General features: G+C 67.8%; 16 protein-coding genes. 7 read left to right on the top strand and 9 right to left on the bottom strand.

Translation table 11 applies throughout. The annotated features are described in order from the left end of the window. Window positions 1-29 precede the first annotated feature (29 nt). Both pyk and GST15_RS01895 read left to right on the top strand, forming a co-directional pair. Window positions 30-1511 carry a pyruvate kinase gene (gene pyk / locus GST15_RS01900; RefSeq protein ID WP_159015551.1) on the top strand — a complete coding sequence of 494 codons (1482 nt, stop codon included), beginning with the start codon at window positions 30-32 and terminating at the stop codon, window positions 1509-1511. Window positions 1512-1692: 181 nt separating this feature from the next. Beyond that, the gene (locus GST15_RS01895) at window positions 1693-2703 is read left to right on the top strand and encodes a class I fructose-bisphosphate aldolase (protein ID WP_159015550.1); all 1011 of its coding nucleotides are present in this window, start codon (window positions 1693-1695) and stop codon (window positions 2701-2703) included. 81 nt (window positions 2704-2784) lie between these two features. On the opposite strand, the gene GST15_RS01890 is transcribed toward GST15_RS01895, so the two are convergent. Then, window positions 2785-3303: an O-acetyl-ADP-ribose deacetylase gene (locus GST15_RS01890; protein WP_159015549.1), complete on the bottom strand. Its 519-nt coding sequence runs from the start codon at window positions 3301-3303 to the stop codon at window positions 2785-2787. Between the two features lie 115 nt (window positions 3304-3418). After that, entirely contained in the window at window positions 3419-4375 is a 957-nt protein-coding gene (cysK, locus tag GST15_RS01885; RefSeq protein ID WP_159015548.1) for a cysteine synthase A, read from the bottom strand. A gap of 228 nt (window positions 4376-4603) precedes the next feature. On the opposite strand from cysK, the gene GST15_RS01880 reads away from it, so the two are divergent. The 4 genes from GST15_RS01880 to GST15_RS12930 are packed head-to-tail and all read left to right on the top strand — an operon-like array spanning window position 4604 to window position 10532. Then, complete coding sequence (locus GST15_RS01880; protein WP_233263014.1) at window positions 4604-5671, top strand: efflux RND transporter periplasmic adaptor subunit; 1068 nt, start codon at window positions 4604-4606, stop codon at window positions 5669-5671. Further along, window positions 5668-8802 (top strand): efflux RND transporter permease subunit, encoded by a 3135-nt coding sequence (locus GST15_RS01875; protein WP_159015547.1) that lies wholly within the window; start codon window positions 5668-5670, stop codon window positions 8800-8802. Before GST15_RS01880 ends, GST15_RS01875 begins: the two co-directional genes overlap by 4 nt. Before the next feature lie 28 nt (window positions 8803-8830). Next, window positions 8831-9685 carry a TrmH family RNA methyltransferase gene (locus tag GST15_RS01870; protein WP_159015546.1) on the top strand — a complete coding sequence of 285 codons (855 nt, stop codon included), beginning with the start codon at window positions 8831-8833 and terminating at the stop codon, window positions 9683-9685. After that, complete coding sequence (locus GST15_RS12930) at window positions 9675-10532, top strand: class I SAM-dependent methyltransferase (protein WP_325064761.1); 858 nt, start codon at window positions 9675-9677, stop codon at window positions 10530-10532. Before GST15_RS01870 ends, GST15_RS12930 begins: the two co-directional genes overlap by 11 nt. 30 nt (window positions 10533-10562) lie before the next feature. On the opposite strand, the gene mscL is transcribed toward GST15_RS12930, so the two are convergent. From mscL to GST15_RS01850, 3 genes are read right to left on the bottom strand one after another with little or no spacing between them, the layout of a single operon-like run. Then, window positions 10563-10967, bottom strand: a complete 405-nt coding sequence (mscL, locus tag GST15_RS01860) for a large-conductance mechanosensitive channel protein MscL (RefSeq protein WP_199268691.1) — start codon at window positions 10965-10967, stop codon at window positions 10563-10565. A 40-nt stretch (window positions 10968-11007) separates the two neighbouring features. Continuing rightward, complete coding sequence (locus GST15_RS01855) at window positions 11008-11712, bottom strand: fumarylacetoacetate hydrolase family protein (RefSeq protein WP_159015545.1); 705 nt, start codon at window positions 11710-11712, stop codon at window positions 11008-11010. Between the two features lie 7 nt (window positions 11713-11719). Further along, window positions 11720-12016, bottom strand: coding sequence for a hypothetical protein (locus tag GST15_RS01850; RefSeq protein ID WP_159015544.1), 297 nt, complete (start codon window positions 12014-12016; stop codon window positions 11720-11722). A 70-nt stretch (window positions 12017-12086) separates the two neighbouring features. Between GST15_RS01850 and GST15_RS01845 the strand changes: the two genes are divergently transcribed. Then, the gene (locus GST15_RS01845; protein WP_425482178.1) at window positions 12087-12473 is read left to right on the top strand and encodes a Rieske (2Fe-2S) protein; all 387 of its coding nucleotides are present in this window, start codon (window positions 12087-12089) and stop codon (window positions 12471-12473) included. A gap of 42 nt (window positions 12474-12515) precedes the next feature. On the opposite strand, the gene GST15_RS01840 is transcribed toward GST15_RS01845, so the two are convergent. The 4 genes from GST15_RS01840 to thiS all read right to left on the bottom strand — a co-directional run bounded on the left by GST15_RS01840 (window position 12516) and on the right by thiS (window position 16272). Continuing rightward, window positions 12516-14360: an SLC13 family permease gene (locus GST15_RS01840; protein ID WP_159015542.1), complete on the bottom strand. Its 1845-nt coding sequence runs from the start codon at window positions 14358-14360 to the stop codon at window positions 12516-12518. Between the two features lie 26 nt (window positions 14361-14386). Next, on the bottom strand, window positions 14387-15121 hold the full coding sequence (gene trmB, locus GST15_RS01835; RefSeq protein WP_159015541.1) for a tRNA (guanosine(46)-N7)-methyltransferase TrmB: 735 nt from the start codon (window positions 15119-15121) through the stop codon (window positions 14387-14389). Between the two features lie 96 nt (window positions 15122-15217). Then, a complete protein-coding gene (locus GST15_RS01830; protein ID WP_159015540.1) occupies window positions 15218-16024 on the bottom strand; it encodes a thiazole synthase in 807 nt (268 codons plus the stop codon). A 47-nt stretch (window positions 16025-16071) separates the two neighbouring features. After that, the gene (gene thiS, locus GST15_RS01825) at window positions 16072-16272 is read right to left on the bottom strand and encodes a sulfur carrier protein ThiS (RefSeq protein WP_159015595.1); all 201 of its coding nucleotides are present in this window, start codon (window positions 16270-16272) and stop codon (window positions 16072-16074) included. Window positions 16273-16275 lie beyond the last annotated feature (3 nt).

Below are 16275 nucleotides of genomic sequence, written 5' to 3'. Positions count from 1 at the left end.
CCGCCGGCCTGCTGTGCTAGCGTTGGATCATGAAACAGATTGCCACGAACGACCATCGCCGGCGCACCAAGATCCTCGCCACCCTGGGGCCCGCGACCGACCCGCCGGGCATGCTCGACGCGCTGCTGCGCGCTGGCGTCGACGTGGTCAGGCTCAACTTTTCGCATGGCGATCCGTCGGCGCAACTCGAGCGCGCACGCGCCGTGCGCGAGGCCGCGGAGCGTGTCGGCGCGGAGGTCGGCATCCTCGCCGACCTGCCCGGGCCGAAGCTGCGGATCGAGCGTTTCGCCGAGGGACGGGTGCAACTGCTGGCCGGCGAGCGCTTCGACCTCGTTGCCCGCACCGACGCGCCGGCCGGGACGCGCCACGAGGTCGGCATCAGTTATCTCGGCCTGCCCGACGACGTGCGTGCCGGCGATACCCTGCTGCTCGACGACGGCATGATGCAGTTGCGCGTCGAGCGCATCGACGGCGACCGCATCGTCACCACCGTGCTCAACGATGGCAGCCTGTCCGATCGCAAGGGCCTCAACCGGCTGGGCGGTGGACTGTCGCTCGGCGCGCTGACCGACCGCGACCGCGAGCTGATCGGGGTCGCGGCGCAACTGGGCGCGGAATTCATCGCCGTGTCCTTCTGCCGCAATGCCGCGGACATGGAAGAGGCGCGCGCCATCGCGCGCAGCCACGGCAGCGATGCCGCGTTGATGGCCAAGATCGAGCGTGCCGAGGCCATCGAGAACCTGACGGAGATCATCGACGCCAGCGATGCGGTGATGGTGGCGCGCGGCGACCTGGGCGTGGAGATCGGCGACGCCGAGTTGCCCGGCCTGCAGAAGAAGATCATCCGCGAGTCGCTGGCGCGGGGAAAGGTCGTCATCACCGCCACGCAGATGTTGCAGTCGATGGTCGACAGCCCGATCCCGACCCGCGCCGAGGTCCTGGATGTCGCCAATGCCGTGATCGACGGCACCGACGCGGTGATGCTGTCGCAGGAAACCGCGGCCGGCAAATATCCGCTGAAGGCGGTCGAGGCGATGGTCCGCATCTGCACCGGCGCCGAAAAGCAGTTCGAGGCCAACACCAACTTCGAGCAGGCGCAACGCGACCTGGAGCGCACCGACCAGGCCATCGCGATGGCGACGATGTTCCTGTCCGAGCACATCGGCGTGCGCGCGATCGTCGCCATGACCGAATCCGGCGGGACTGCGCGCTACCTGTCGCGCTTCCGCTCGAACGTGCCGATCTTCGGGCTGTCGCGCCACGTCGGCGCACGGCGACGGATGGCGCTGATGCGCGATGTCTTCCCGGTGGATTTCGACAGTCGCGGCCTGGCGACGCGGGAGGCCGCGCGCGAATCGCTCAAGCAGCTGTTCGAGCAGGGGCTGCTGGTCGAAGGCGACCGCGTGATCATCACCAGCGGCGACCACATGCAGCAGCACGGCGCGACCAACACCCTGCGCCTGCTGCAGGTCGGCCACTCGGGCCGGGCCGAGGGCTTAGGCGAACTGTAGGGCGGGTTGCAACCCGCCTTCGTGCTTCAGCCAAGGCGTTGGACGCATTTCACGGTGGCCGAAGGCGGGTTGAAACCCGCCCTGCACGGGCTGCGCGTGTCGGCCGGCGGCGCGGCCCTTCGCATGGTGGCCGGGTGGCGCCAGTTATAATTCCGCTCTTTCCGCAGCGAGCCGACCCCCAATGAGCATCGAACAGCTTGCCGAAACCGCCCAGGCCATGGTCGCCGCGGGCAAGGGCATCATCGCGATCGACGAGTCCAACAACACCATCGCCAAGCGCTTCGAGGCGGTCGGCATCCCCAACAGCGAAGAAAACCGTCGCGCGTACCGCGAGATGCTGCTGACCACGCCCGGGCTCAACGAACACATCTCCGGCGCGATCCTGTACGACGAGACGATCCGCCAGTCGACCAGGGCCGGCGTGCCGTTCACCAAGCTCATGCGCGACAACGGGATCATCCCCGGCATCAAGGTCGACAAGGGTCCGCAGCCGCTGGCCGGCTTCCCGGGTGAAGTGGTCACCGAAGGCCTCGATGGCCTGCGTGACCGGCTCAAGGAGTATTACGGCCTGGGCGCGCGCTTCGCCAAGTGGCGCGCGGTGATCCACATCGGCGAGGACATCCCGTCGGGCAGCTGCATCGAGGCCAACAGCCATGCGCTGGCGCGCTACGCGGCGCTGTGCCAGGAGCAGGGCCTGGTGCCGATGGTGGAACCCGAAGTGCTGATGGACGGGTCGCACGACATCGAGACCTGCTACGAAGTCACCGAGGTCGTGCTGCGTTCGTTGTTCGATGCGCTCTACCAGCAGAGCGTCATGCTCGAGGGCACCATCCTCAAGGCGTCGATGGTCGTCCCGGGCAAGGATTGCGAAGAGCAGGCGTCGATCGACGAGGTCGCCGAATCCACCCTGATGTGCCTGAAGACGACCGTGCCGGCGATCCTGCCGGGCATCGTGTTCCTGTCCGGTGGCCAGAGCGACGCCGATGCCACTGCGCACCTGGACGCGATGAACCGCATGGGCCCGCAACCGTGGCCGCTGTCGTTCTCCTACGGCCGCGCGATGCAGTCCGCAGCACTCAAGCTGTGGGCGCAGGACCTGGTGGGCAACGTCGCCAGGGCGCAGCAGATCGTGCATGCGCGCGCACGCGACAACGGCCTTGCGGCACTTGGCCAGTGGACGGGCGGCGCCTGATCACGATTCGACATGCGTGGAAAACGCCGGCCTCGTGCCGGCGTTTTTTTTGGCTGATCCACCGCCGCGATCCCGTCTGCTTCACGGCCCGGCCAGTACCTCGCGATACAGCGCCGCCATGGCCGCATCGTGGCAGCAGAACAGGACGCGTTCGGGCGAAGGGTCGACCCACGATCGCATCGATTCCACTGCGATCGGGATCGCCTGTTCCGGCGGAAAGCCGTAAATGCCGCAGCTGATCGCCGGGAAGGCGAGCGTCCGCAGGCCATGCGCGTGGGCAATCGCCAGGCATGCGGCGTAGCAGGCGGCGAGCAGTTCCGCCTCGTCGTTGTCGCCACCAAGCCAGATCGGCCCAGCCGTGTGGATGACGTGCCTCGACGGGAGAAGGGCGCCACCGGTGAGCCGCGCCTGTCCGGTCGGGCAGCGGACCCCCGGCCGCACCAGCGGCAGCGCCCGGCATTCGACGAGCAGTTCCGGCCCCGCTGCACGATGGATGGCGCCATCGACGCCACCTCCGCCGAGCAGCCGCTCGTTGGCGGCATTGACGATGGCGTCGACCGACAACGTCGTGATGTCGGCGACGACGACGTCGATCAGCATCGCGTGCTCAGGCGTGTGCCCTCTGCAGCATCAGGCTCGCCAGCCGCGCCGCGATTGCACTGGCTTGCTGCCAGCACCCGCCGCGCCGCGCGCCGTGCAACGCGCTTGCGGCATATCACAGGCTCGCCAGCCACTCGTCGTCGGACCCTTCATTGACGCCTTCCATCAGGAATGTCGACAGATAGCGCTCGCCGGTATCGGGCAGCATCGCCAGGATCACGCTGCCTTCCGCGGCCGACTTCGCGATGTCCAGCGCGGCGGCGACGGTCGCACCGGCCGAGAGGCCGACGAAGATGCCTTCCTCCTGCGCCAGCCGGCGCGCGACGTCGCGCGCGACCACGTCATCGACCGGCAGGATCTGGCTGGCGACGTTGCGGTTGAGCACCTCGGGCACGAAGTCCGGCGTCCAGCCCTGGATCTTGTGCGGCGCCCAGTCCTTGCCGGCGAGCAGCGACGCGCCGGCGGGTTCGCAGGTGGTGACCTTCACGTCGGGGCGTGCGACGGCCAGCACTTCGCCGACGCCGGTCAGGGTGCCGCCCGTGCCCCAGCCGGTGACGAAATGATCCAGCCGGCGGCCGGCGAAATCCCGCAGGATTTCCGCTGCGGTCGTCTGCCGGTGGTAGGCCGGGTTCGCCGGGTTGGTGAACTGGCGGGCGAGGAACCAGCCATGTTTCGCGGCGAGCTCCTCGGCACGCCGGACCATGCCCGTTCCGCGTTCGGCCGCGGGCGTCAGGATGACCTTGGCGCCATAGGCGCGCATGAGCTTGCGGCGCTCCATGGAGAACGAATCGGACATCACCGCGACGAACTTGTAGCCGCGCGCGGCGCAGACCATGGCCAGGGCAACGCCGGTGTTTCCCGATGTCGCCTCGATGAGGGTGTCGCCCGGCTTGAGCAGCCCTTTCGCCTCGGCGTCCAGGACGATGGCGATGGCCAGGCGATCCTTCACCGACCCGCCCGGGTTGAAGGATTCGACCTTGGCATACAGGTTCACGTGTGCGGGCGCGATGCGATGCAGGCGCACGATGGGGGTATTGCCGATGGTGTCGAGGATGCTGGCATGCAGTGTCATGGCGTCGGCTCGAGTGGAAGGGGAAGAACCCGTCACGGGGCGGGGCCCGCGAAGTGTGCACCGGCGGCCGTCAAGGCGGCAGCGGCGGGCAAACGCCCGGCGGGGATCCCGGTTGACCGGGGGCGCATGGGCCTGACGGCACGGGTCCGCCCACGACCCGACCGGTAACATGGTGCGGCTGTCCTACTGGTTGGAACGATTTTGCCAAACATGATGTTGCGGCGCGTAATGCCGCGGAGCCTGGCCCTGGCGATGCTGGCCTGCGGCCTGCTTGCCTCATGCGGCAAGCACGCGTCTCCCGAAGGCAAGGCGGGCGACCGGCCGGTCGCGGTGACCGCCACGGTGGTGCGCCCCCAATCCATCCATGACTCGGTGCAGGCGCTGGGAACCGCGCAAGCCGAGGAGTCGGTCACCATCACCGCCAAGGTCAGCGACGTCGTCACCCGATTGGCGTTCGACAGCGGCCAGCGCGTGCACGCCGGCCAATTGCTCGCGGACATGAACAGTCGCGCGCAGCAGGCCGATGTCGCCGCGGCCGAAGCCGCGCTGCGCGATGCCGCGCAGCAACTGCGCCGCGGCCAGGAACTCGCCGACCAGCAGCTTGTCGCGCGTGGCCAGCTCGACACGCTGCGCGCCAATCGCGATGCCGCTGCGGCCGCCGTCCAGGCCAAGCGCGCATCGGTGGCCGATCGCACGATCACCGCGCCATTCGCCGGCGTCCTCGGATTGCGCCAGGTGAGCCTGGGCGCGCTGGTGTCGCCCGGGACCGTGATCACCACGCTCGACGACGACCGCACCATCAAGCTGGATTTCACCCTGCCCGAAGCCGCGCTGTCGGCGGTCGCGGTGGGGCAGTCCATCGATGCGGCCAGCGATGCCTGGCCTGGCGTGGATTTCAAGGGCCGCATCGCCAACATCGACAGCCGCGTCGACCCGGACACGCGCGCCATCCGGGTGCGCGCCGAACTCCCCAATCCCGACGGGAAGCTGCGCCCCGGCATGCTGCTGCGCGTGCAGGTGCAACTGCCGTCGCGCGATGCGCTGGTGCTGCCGGAGCTGGCCGTGCAGCAGGAAGCCGAGCAGAGCTCGGTGTTCCGCATCGTCGGCGACACCGCGCACCTGGTGCCGGTGACATTGGGCACGCGCCAGCAGGGTGGTGTCGAAGTCGTGTCCGGGCTCAAGGCCGGTGATCGCGTCGTCGTCGAAGGCACGGTCAAGCTGCATGACGGCAGCCGCGTGACGATCGCCGGCGATGCCGCGGCCGATGGCGACGGAAAGGCGAACGCCACGCGATGAAGCTGTCCGACATCTCGATCCACCGCCCGGTGCTGGCGACGGTGATCAGCCTGTTGCTGATCGTGCTGGGCGTGATCGCATTCACCCGGCTGCCGCTGCGCGAACTGCCGGACATCGATCCGCCGGTCGTGTCGATCAGCACCACCTATACCGGCGCTTCGGCCGCCGTGATGGAAACGCGCGTCACCAAGGTGCTGGAAGACGCGGTCTCCGGCATCGAGGGCGTCGACACGATCCAGTCGAACAGCCAGAACGGCACCTCCAACATCAACATCGAGTTCACGCTCAAGCGCGATATCGAAAGCGCCGCCAACGACGTGCGCGATGCCGTCAGCCGCAACCTCGACAAGCTGCCCGACGACGCCGACGCGCCGCAGATCCGCAAGGTGTCCAGCGACTCGGACGTGATCGTGTGGTTCAACCTCAGCGGCCGCGGCATGGACACGCTGGCGCTGACGGATTACGCGGAGCGTTACCTCGTCGACCGCCTGTCCACCGTCGACGGCGTCGCGCAGGTGCAGCTTGGCGGTGCGCAGGACTACGCGATGCGCATCTGGATCGATCGCGATGCGCTGGCCGCGCGCGGATTGACCATCGACGACATCACCAGCGCCTTGCGGGCCCGCAATGTCGACATCCCGGCCGGGCGGCTCGAATCGACGACGCGCGACTTCACCCTGCAGCTGGACCGCAGCTTCGGCGACCAGGCGGACTTCGCCCAGCTTCCCATCGGGCACGGCAGCGATGGCCATGTCATCCGGCTGTCCGAGGTCGCCCGTGTCGAACTCGGCTCGCGCGAGCGCCGTGCCTATTACCGCACCAACGGCAAGTCGCAGGTGGGCCTGGGCATCGTCAAGACCTCGACGGCCAACGACCTGGCCGTCGCCGAGGCGGTGAAGAAGGAAGTCGCCGAGATCAACCGCACGCTGCCGGCCGGGCTGCATATCGACGTCACCTACGACGCGACGGTCTTCATCGACGTGGCCGTGCACGAGGTCTACAAGACGCTGGCCGAAGCCATCGCGATGGTGCTGCTGGTGATCTGGCTGTTCCTGGGCAGCATGCGTTCGGCGCTGGTGCCCGCGGTGACGGTGCCGGTGTGCGTGATGGCGGCCTTCGTGCCGCTGCTGGTCTTCGGCTTCTCGATCAACCTGCTGACATTGCTTGCATTGGTGCTGAGCATCGGGCTGGTGGTCGACGACGCCATCGTGGTGCTCGAGAACATCCAGCGTCGCGCCGATCTGGGCGAGCCGGTGCCGCTGGCGGCATTGCGCGGCACGCGACAGGTCGGCTTCGCGGTGCTGACGACGACCGCAGTGCTGGTGGCGGTGTTCCTGCCGATCGCATTCCTCGAGGGCAACAACGGGCGCTTGTTCCGCGAGCTTGCGGTGGCGTTGGCCGGCGCGGTGGCGATCTCGGCCTTCGTCGCGCTGAGCCTGACCCCGATGATGTGCTCGCTGCTGGTGCGCCCGCATACCAATCCGCGCGGTTTCAACGCATGGACGGAGCAGCGCCTGCGCGCGCTGGCGGACGGCTACAAGCGGCTGCTTGCGCGTTTCATCGCCTATCCGGTGTGGTTTGGCGTGGCGATGGTGGTGGCGCTGCTGCTCACGCTGGGTCTGTTCAAGCTGGTGCCGCGTGAGCTCGCGCCAAGCGAGGATCGCGGCGCCTTCAGCGTGTCCGTGACCGGGCCGGAAGGTGCGGGCTTCGACTACACCGTCGCGCAGATGACCAAGGTCGAACAGATCCTGATGGGCTACGTCGGCGCAGGCAAGCCAGCCGATCGCATCCTCAGTCGCGTGCCCGGCGGTTACGGCCCGTCGGAAAACATGAACAACGGTCGCGCGATCGTCATCCTCAAGCCGTGGAACCAGCGCGACGCCAGCACCGACCAGGTCGTCGAGAAGATCCGTCGCGATCTCGGCGCGATTCCCGGCGTCCGCGCGATCCCGCAGACACGCCAGGGACTGGTGCGCAGTGGCGGACAGCCGCTGCAGGTCGTGCTGCAAGGTCCGGATTACCGGCAACTGGTGCAATGGCGCGACCGCATGCTGGCGCGCATGCAGCAGAATCCCGGGCTGTACGGCGCCGATGCCGATTACAAGGAAACGCGCCCGCAGTTGCATGTGGTCGTCGACCAGGCCAAGGCCGCCGACCTCGGCGTCACCGAGCAGGCGATCGGCGACACGCTGCAGGCGATGCTGGGTTCGAGCCGGGTGACGACGTTCGTGCGCCAAGGGCAGGAATACGACGTCGTGCTGCAGGGCGAGGCCGGTGAGCGCTCCACGCCGACCGACCTGCGCAACCTGTACGTGCGCAGCCGCAGCGGCGCACTGGTTCCACTGGCGAGCGTGGTCCACCTGGACGAACGCGCCGAGGCCGGCAGCCTCGGCCGTTTCAACCGCCTGCGTGCGATCACGCTGTCGGCGGGACTGTCGCCCGGCTACACCCTCGGCGAAGCCATCGACTGGGTGCGCGCGACCGGACGCACCGAATTGCCCGCGACCGCGCAGCTGGATTTCAGCGGGCAGTCGCGCGAGTACCTGCAATCGGGCAGCGCGGTGCTGTTCACCTTCGCCATGGCCTTGCTGATCGTGTTCCTGGTGTTGTCGGCGCAGTTCGAGAGCTTCCTGCATCCGCTGGTGATCATGCTGACGGTGCCATTGGCCGTGCTGGGCGCATTGCTGGGCCTGTACCTGTTCGGGAAATCGCTGAACCTCTTCAGCCAGATCGGCATCGTCATGCTGGTCGGTCTGGCGGCGAAGAACGGCATCCTGATCGTCGAATTCGCCAACCAGCGCCGGGATGCCGGCCTGACGGTGGTGCAGGCAATCCTCGATTCCGCGGCGACGCGGATGCGGCCGATCCTGATGACGTCGGTGGCGACGATCGCCGGCGCGATGCCGCTGATGCTGGCCACCGGCGCTGGCGCCGGCAGCCGCACCACGATTGGCGTGGTGGTGGTGTTCGGGGTGGCGGTGTCGACCTTGCTGTCGCTGTTCGTGGTGCCCGCGTTCTACCTGCTGCTGGCCCCGCACACGCGACCGCCCGACGCGCGCACGCATCGGCTGGACCAGATGGATCGGGAGACGCCATCGGTCGATATCCAGGCCGAATCCCGAGCGGAGTAGACTGCGGCCCCACCTGCGGTATCCGGCCATGCCACGCAACGACGACAAGCCCGCCAGCCCATGGCGCACGCCTGCCACGCGGACGCATGCGCCGGCCCGTGCGCCTGCACCCGCGACGGCGCCGCTGCCGGCACCCGCGCATGAGCAGCGTGACCTCGAACTGCGCCTGTATGGACTGAACGCCATCCGCGCGGTGCTGGCACGCCGGCCCGAGGCCATCCGCAAGGTCTGGCTGCTGGAGGCGCGCATCCCGCAGGTACAGCCGCTGCTGAAGTGGTGCGTGGCCAACCGCATCGGCTATCGCGTCGTCGAGGAAGCCGACCTGCAGAAGCTTGCGGCCAGCACGCACCACGAAGGCATCGTGGCCGATGTGCTCCGCGAGGAGCCGCAATCGCTGACGGCATGGCTGCGCGACCTTCCACCGGGCCCGCAGTGCGCGCTGTGGCTGGACGGTGTCGGCAACCCGCACAACCTCGGCGCGATCCTGCGTTCCGCGGCGCATTTCGGCGTCGGCGCGGCCTTGCTGCCCAAGCACTCAACGCTTGCACTGTCCGGTGCCGCCGCCCGCGTGGCCGAAGGCGGCGCCGAGCAGGTGCCCTTCGTGCGCCTGGGGCGCGAGGACAATGCGATCGCGCAATTGCATGGCGCCGGCTTCCAGTTGGCGGCCACCGTGGTGCGTGGTGGCGGCGACCTGTTCGCGACGTCGCTGTCGCAGCGATTGGTATTCGTCATCGGCGCCGAGGGCGCGGGCGTCTCGCCCAACGTGGCGGCGATCTGCGACCTGCGCCTGTCCATACCCGGCAGCGGCGCGGTGGAAAGCCTCAACGTCGCGGCCGCCACGGCTGTCCTGCTGGCGGAGTGGCGGAGGCCGCGTGGCAGCTGAAGCCCTGGCCTTCGCCTCGCAGGCGGAGTGGCTCGAATGGCAGTCGCAGCATCGCCAGGCATTGGCGTCGCAGCACCTGGAGAATCGCGCGTTGCTGGCGGCGCTGCCGACGCAGCCGATCGAGGGGTTCTGCGCGCTGTGCAATGCACGGCGACAGTTTGCCTGCATCGACGGTGCCGACCCGGAAACCATCAGCCTGCGCGAATCGCTGTTGTGCGAGGCCTGCCACAACAATGCGCGCCAGCGCGCGCTGGCGCAGGTGTTGTTCGACTGCATCGATCCGCGCAGCGACGCCATCTACGTCACCGAGCAAGCCAGTCATTTCTACCTGCAGCTGAAGGCGCGCTGTCGGTCGGTGCGTGGCAGCGAGTTCACCTCCACCTGGGGCCAGCGCTTCTGGCTGTGGCTGTGGCTGGCGCGCCATGGCCACAAGGGCTGGCTGCGCCGCGAGAATGTCACGCGACTGTCCTTCGCCGACCGGTCGCTGGATGCGGTGGCAACGCTCGATGTGCTCGAGCACGTGCCCGACGTGAAGCGCGCCCTGGCCGAATTCGCCCGCGTGTTGCGCCCGGGTGGACACCTCGTGCTGACGGTGCCTTTCTACTGCGGCCAGCATGCCAGCGAAGAGATCGCGCGGGTCGATGCAGGCGGGGTGATCGAATACCTGCAGCCACCGGAATTCCACGGCGATCCACTCGGCGGCGGCGTGCTGTGTTTCCACCACTTCGGATGGGACCTGCTCGAGCGGTTGCGTGACGCCGGATTCGCCGATGCGGTCGCCGTGCGCGTGCGTGATCCCGCGAGCGGCCTTCCGGAAGCGAACTGGATCCTGCGCGCCACGCGCTGACCCGGCGCGCTTCCCGCAGCGACTGCGCGACTACGGTCCTGGGCGTCGCAGGGAATCGCGGATCTCGCGCAGCAGCAGCACGTCCTCCGCCGGCGCGGCGTCGGATGGCTTGTGCAGGCGGTTGTAGGCCTTGAGCATCAGGAAGATCACGAAGGCGATGATCACGAAGTCGATCAGCGTCTGGATCAGCATGCCGTAGCGCACGGCAACCTCGGCGACCTGCTTGCCCGCCGCATCCAGTGCTGCCGGCCGCAACACGACCTTCCAGTCCGACACGCTGACGCCGCCCAGCGCCACGCCGACAATGGGCATGACGACGCCGTCGACCAGCGCGGTCACGATCTTGCCGAAGGCCGCACCGATGACCACGCCGACCGCGAGGTCGACGACATTGCCCTTGGCGATGAAAGTCCTGAATTCGCTCACCATGCCCATTGCCGTCTCCTTTGCGGAAATCCGTGGTTCCTGTTGCCTGTCACGCGAGTGGGGGCGTGATCCGGCCGTGCAGCTCGACCATGCCGTCGATGCTGGCGGTGAACGTGTCGCCTGCCTGCAATGGGCCAACGCCAGCCGGCGTGCCCATGAAGACCAGGTCGCCGGCACGCAGGATGTACAAGCGCGACAGTTCGACGAGCACATCGGCAATCGACCAGATCATGTCGGACAGCGCGGCGTGCTGGCGGCGCCCGCCATCGACCATGAGCGTGATCGAGCGTGAGGCGATGTCGCTGTCGCCGGGGATGATGTCGCTGACCGGCGCCGAATGATCGAAGGCCTTGGCGATGTCCCAGGGCAGGCCGCGCGATTTCGCCTCGGCCTGCAGGTCACGGCGTGTCAGGTCCAGGCCGATGGCGTAACCGAAGATGAGCGCACCTGCCTGGTCGTGCCGCAACTCACCGGGCGGCGCGTCGCGGCCAAGCGCGACCACCAGTTCGACTTCGTGGTGCAGGTCGGCGGTCGCCGGCGGATAGGGCACCACGCCATCGATGACGATGGCATCGGCAGGCTTGAGGAAGAACACGGGCCGCCCGCGTTCGGCTGGCGATGCCGGAGCGCTTGCGCCCATTTCGCGCGCGTGGTCGGCGAAGTTGCGACCGACGCAATAGATCCGGTGCACCTGGAAGCTGCCGCCCCCGCGTACCGGAACCGTGGGAGTTGCGGGTGCGGTGACGGACGGCATGTCCGGCTCAGGCGGAAGGCAGGATGGTTTTTCCGACGATGCGGTACTCGCCGTCGACCACGTTCGCCGAGGACGTCCTGCCGACAGGGCGGGGCGCCGACGGCTTGCGCGCGCGCAGCAACCGGTAACCCAGGCCGATTCCCAGCATGGCGATGCCGACGAACAGGCTGAAGAACACCAGTAACGCCAGCACGCCGATACCCAGCAACCCGACGGCGATGCGGGCAAGCGGGTGGCGTGGTTTGCGTGGTGCGAATGCCGAATGCAAGCGGCTGGCATCGAAGCGGAAGACTTGGGCGAACATTGCGTGGTGTCGTGACAGAATGCGATCAGATGACCGTGCCGGCAGTATCGGACCTGGACGCCATACAGTTGTGAGTACTTCGTTAAACGGCGCGGGCGAAGACGAGACCACCGGCACAGTGCAGGTGCTCGCGCCGCTCGCCGACATCGACGATGGCGGCTTCGCCGAAGCCCAGGCGACGATCGACGGCGATACTGCATCCTTGATCCTGCATCGCAGTGGCGACTGCGTGCGCGCCTGGCACAACGTCTGCCCGCACGCCGGCCGCCGGCTCGACTGGTCGCCTGGCCGATTCCTCAAGAGCAGGGACGGGTTGCTGGTCTGCGCGGTGCACGGCGCCAGCTTCGAGACGGACCAGGGTGTCTGCGTTGCCGGCCCATGCCGCGGCGACCGCCTGAGTGCCGTGGTGGTCACGCTGCGGGACGGCATGGTGGTGCTTGTGGGCAGCGCCGGCTAGCGATCGGCCTGGAGTGCCCGCCCGGACCCTTTGAAGCGGCGGTCAGTGGAACATCAGGTTGACGCCGATCAGCATGACGGCCAGGTAGGCGAGCACCAGTGGGGAACCGATGCGCCACAGGCTCGGCGTGTTGTAGCCACCGGGTCCGCCGATCATGGAAATCACCGGATTGGACACGGTCATGATGTTGCTGGATCCCGCCAGCGCCACGACCAGCGCGAACGCGGTCGGATTCCCGCCAGCCGCCAACGCCAGGTTGATGGACAGCGGAACCATCACGATGGTGGAACCGACATTGCCGATGACGATCGCGAACAAGGCCGTCAGGATCGCGATCGTCGCCTGCAACAACCAGGGCGCCATCCCCTGCGGCAGGTGGTCCAGGGCGCTGCCAGCCACCCAGGCCGCGGCGCCGGTTGAATCCACCGCCCAGCCCAGCGGGATCAGCGACGCCATGAGGAAGACCGTGCGCCAGCTGATCGCGGCGTAGGCCTCGTCCATGGTCAGCACGCCGCTGATCAACATGCCGACGACGCCGGTCATCAGCGCGATCGACACCGGAATCCGCGAACTCAGCGCCAGCAGGATGGTCACCAGGAAGATCGCCATCGCGATCTTGAATTTGTGCGGGCGTTGTTCGCCCTTCGGGTAATCGGTGACGACGACGAAATCCTTGCTGGCGGCGGCCTGCGCGAGGTCGGTCCACACGCTGTGCAGCACCAGCATGTCGCCGGCGCGAACGGTCAGCTTGCGGATGTTGTCGTGCAGCACGTCTTTTTCGCGATTCACCGCCAGCAGGCTGATGCCCTGTTGCTTGCGCAGCTGCAGTTCGGCGATGGTCTTGCCGATGAAGCGCGACGTGGGCGGCACCACGGCCTCGGAAATACCGGCACGGCTGGGATTGAACAAGTCGCCGAACTCGCGCAGGCGCGTCGCCATGCGCAGGAAATTGTTCTGCGAGAAATCCGTCACGCGCTGCTTCGGCCCCATGGCGCCGAGCACGCTGCCCACCCAGATGCGTGCATCGGCCGGTGGGGCCAGGCGCGACTCGTTTCCGGTCTTGAGGGCGAGCAGCAGCGGCGCGCCGTGCAGCGCTTCCGCCTCGCCCAGCGACATGCCCACCAGCGGACTGTCGGCGGTGACGGTCAGTTCGTAGACGTCGCCCTCGATGCCGTAGGTCTTGGCGAAGTAGCTCTGCGTGCGCGCGGGCGTCACGCCGGAGTCGTCGCCGACGCCCTCGAGCAGTCTGTCGCCGAGGAAATGAAAGTAGGCAAGGCAGGTCGCCAGCAATGCCAGGCCGATCGGCAGCGGGGCGAACATCTTCAATGGCTGCAGCGTGGCCACGCCGGACGGCAGGTTGCCGTTCGCCGAGACCAGCAGGTCGTTGAGCATGATCAGCGGAGCGCTGCCGACCATCGTCATGCCGCTGGCCATGATGATCGCGGCCGCGATCGGCAGCAGGAACCGCGACAGGGGCAGGCCGGTGCGCGAACTCAATCGCGAGGCGACCGGCATGTACAGGGCCATCACCGCCGGGCTTTGCATCAACGGCGAATTGAGGCCTGCGATCACCGTCGTCAGCAGCAGCAGGCGTTTCTCCATGCCGTGCGCGCGTCGCAGCAGCCAGCCAGCCAGGCGGTTGAGTGCGCCGGTCCGGTCCAGTCCCGCGCCGAGGATCATGGTCGCGATCACGCTGATCACGGCGTTGCTCGAGAATCCGGTGAACAGCCGCTCCGGGGAGACCAGCCGCGTCAGGCCAAGCAGCATCAGCACGACCAGCGCGACGACATCGGCGCGGATGCGCTCGAACAGGAACATCGCCATCATGAAGACCACCAGCCCGAGCACGAGCTTCATGTCGGTGGTGAGCGTGAGCGCGGTCTCCATGCGACTTCGACGAATCCTCTTCTGCGTCAGCTGCGGTCGTACAGCAGGTCCCAGACCCCATGGCCAAGCTTCTGGCCGCGCGATTCGAAATGCGTCTGCGGGCGCCAGTCGGGACGCACGACGTGGCCACGTGGACCGGCGCGATTGCGCAGGCCCGGTGTCGCATCGAGCACGTCCCACATCTGCTCCGCATAGTCGTGCCAATCGGTGGCGAGGTGCAAGCGTCCTCCCGCAGCCAATTTACGTGTCAGCAATGCGGCAAAGCCGGGCTGCAGCAGGCGACGCTTGTTATGGCGCTTCTTGTGCCACGGGTCGGGGAAATAGATGCGGATCTCGTCCAGGCTGCCGTCGGTGATCTCGTTCTCCAGTACCTCGACGGCGTCATGGTGGTAGATGCGGACGTTGCGGGCATCATCGGCGGCCAATGCATTGAGCAGCCGGCCGACCCCCGGCGCGTGCACTTCGATGCCGATCAGGTCGCGCCCGGGGTCGTGCTGCGCCGCATGGCGCAAGGCCTCGCCATTGCCGAAGCCGATCTCGAGCACGCGCTTGGCGCTGCGCCCGAATGCGACGTCGAAGTCGCGCGGATGCCCCTGGTAATCCAGCCCGAATCGCGGCCATAGCTCGTCGAACGCGCGTTGCTGGGCCGGGGTGAAGCGGCCCTGGCGCAACACGAAACTGCGCACCCTGCGGTGGCCCTGCTCGATCGTGAAGGGCTTGGGGGGCGCCTTGGCGCCGTCACTGGAAAAGGGATTGGTCATGTACGGCTGACTGAAAGGCAAAGCTTGCAGGCTGAATTGGCCGGCGCGGGGCGACGCGTTGAATTTCCTCGATGACGACCGTCCCGCGGCGCGGGATCATCCGACCAGGCCGTCGACTGGCGACGATGCACTGGCGTAGCGCTTGCGGGGAATGCGGCCGGCAAGGAAGGCATCGCGCCCGGCCTCGACGGCCAATCGCATGGCGCGCGCCATGCGCACCGGGTCGCGTGCGCCGGCGATCGCGGTGTTCATCAGCACGCCGTCGCAGCCCAGCTCCATGGCGATCGCTGCATCGGACGCGGTGCCGACGCCGGCATCGACGATGATCGGGACGCTCGCGTTCTCGATGATCTCAAGCAGGTTGTAACGGTTCTGGATGCCCAGTCCCGATCCGATCGGCGCGGCCAGCGGCATCACCGCGACGCAGCCGATCGATTCCAGGCGCTTGGCGAGGATCGGATCGTCCGAGGTGTAGACCATCACCTGGAAGCCCTCCTTCACCAGCGTTTCCGCCGCTGCCAGGGTCTGCACGACATCGGGGAAGAGCGTGCGCTGGTCACCGAGCACTTCCAGCTTGACCAGGCTGTGGCCATCGAGCAGTTCGCGCGCCAGGCGGCAGGTGCGGACGGCTTCGTCGGCGGTGTAGCAGCCGGCGGTGTTGGGCAGGATCGTGTAGCGATCGGTCGGCAGCACGTCGAGCAGGTTCGGTTCGCCCGGGTCCTGCCCGATGTTCATCCGGCGGATGGCAACCGTGACGATCTCGGCTCCGGCCGACTCGGTTGCCCGACGCGTTTCGTCAAGGTCGCGGAACTTGCCGGTGCCGGTCAGCAGGCGCGAGCGATAGGTCCTGCCGGCGATCGTCAGCGGCCGGTCGATGGATGCGGGAGCGATGTCGTCGGCCATGCGCACAGTTTACCGCGCGGCTGCGACAACCCCGGACTTTCGCGTGCTCAGCCGCCACCCAGGGCGTGCACGAGCTCGACGCGATCGCCGGGAGCCAGCACGCAGCTTGCATGCTCGCCACGCGGCACGATCTCGCCGTTGACCTCGGTCGCGACACGGCGGGCGGCCAGGCCGTTGTGCTCCAGCAGTTGCGCGATCGTGCACTGGTCGGGGATCGACGTCGACGTGCCATTGAGCAGGATGTCCATGTC

This window comes from Cognatiluteimonas profundi, from assembly GCF_009792795.1.
In the GTDB taxonomy this organism is placed as follows: Bacteria; Pseudomonadota; Gammaproteobacteria; order Xanthomonadales; family Xanthomonadaceae; genus Cognatiluteimonas; species Cognatiluteimonas profundi.
Note: the sequence above shows the minus strand (reverse complement) of the source record. Positions and strands in the feature narration are given on the sequence as shown.

Coding starts and splice junctions, on each gene's coding strand:
- GST15_RS01850 (WP_159015544.1), bottom strand. CDS start 12,016: ATGTTCGCCCAAGTCTTCCGCTTCGATGCCAGCCGCTTGCATTCGGCA.
- mscL (WP_199268691.1), bottom strand. CDS start 10,967: ATGGGCATGGTGAGCGAATTCAGGACTTTCATCGCCAAGGGCAATGTC.
- GST15_RS01855 (WP_159015545.1), bottom strand. CDS start 11,712: ATGCCGTCCGTCACCGCACCCGCAACTCCCACGGTTCCGGTACGCGGG.
- GST15_RS01890 (WP_159015549.1), bottom strand. CDS start 3,303: ATGCTGATCGACGTCGTCGTCGCCGACATCACGACGTTGTCGGTCGAC.
- thiS (WP_159015595.1), bottom strand. CDS start 16,272: ATGGACATCCTGCTCAATGGCACGTCGACGTCGATCCCCGACCAGTGC.
- GST15_RS01880 (WP_233263014.1), top strand. CDS start 4,604: ATGCCGCGGAGCCTGGCCCTGGCGATGCTGGCCTGCGGCCTGCTTGCC.
- GST15_RS01840 (WP_159015542.1), bottom strand. CDS start 14,360: ATGGAGACCGCGCTCACGCTCACCACCGACATGAAGCTCGTGCTCGGG.
- GST15_RS01875 (WP_159015547.1), top strand. CDS start 5,668: ATGAAGCTGTCCGACATCTCGATCCACCGCCCGGTGCTGGCGACGGTG.
- pyk (WP_159015551.1), top strand. CDS start 30: ATGAAACAGATTGCCACGAACGACCATCGCCGGCGCACCAAGATCCTC.
- cysK (WP_159015548.1), bottom strand. CDS start 4,375: ATGACACTGCATGCCAGCATCCTCGACACCATCGGCAATACCCCCATC.
- GST15_RS01870 (WP_159015546.1), top strand. CDS start 8,831: ATGCCACGCAACGACGACAAGCCCGCCAGCCCATGGCGCACGCCTGCC.
- trmB (WP_159015541.1), bottom strand. CDS start 15,121: ATGACCAATCCCTTTTCCAGTGACGGCGCCAAGGCGCCCCCCAAGCCC.
- GST15_RS01895 (WP_159015550.1), top strand. CDS start 1,693: ATGAGCATCGAACAGCTTGCCGAAACCGCCCAGGCCATGGTCGCCGCG.
- GST15_RS01830 (WP_159015540.1), bottom strand. CDS start 16,024: ATGGCCGACGACATCGCTCCCGCATCCATCGACCGGCCGCTGACGATC.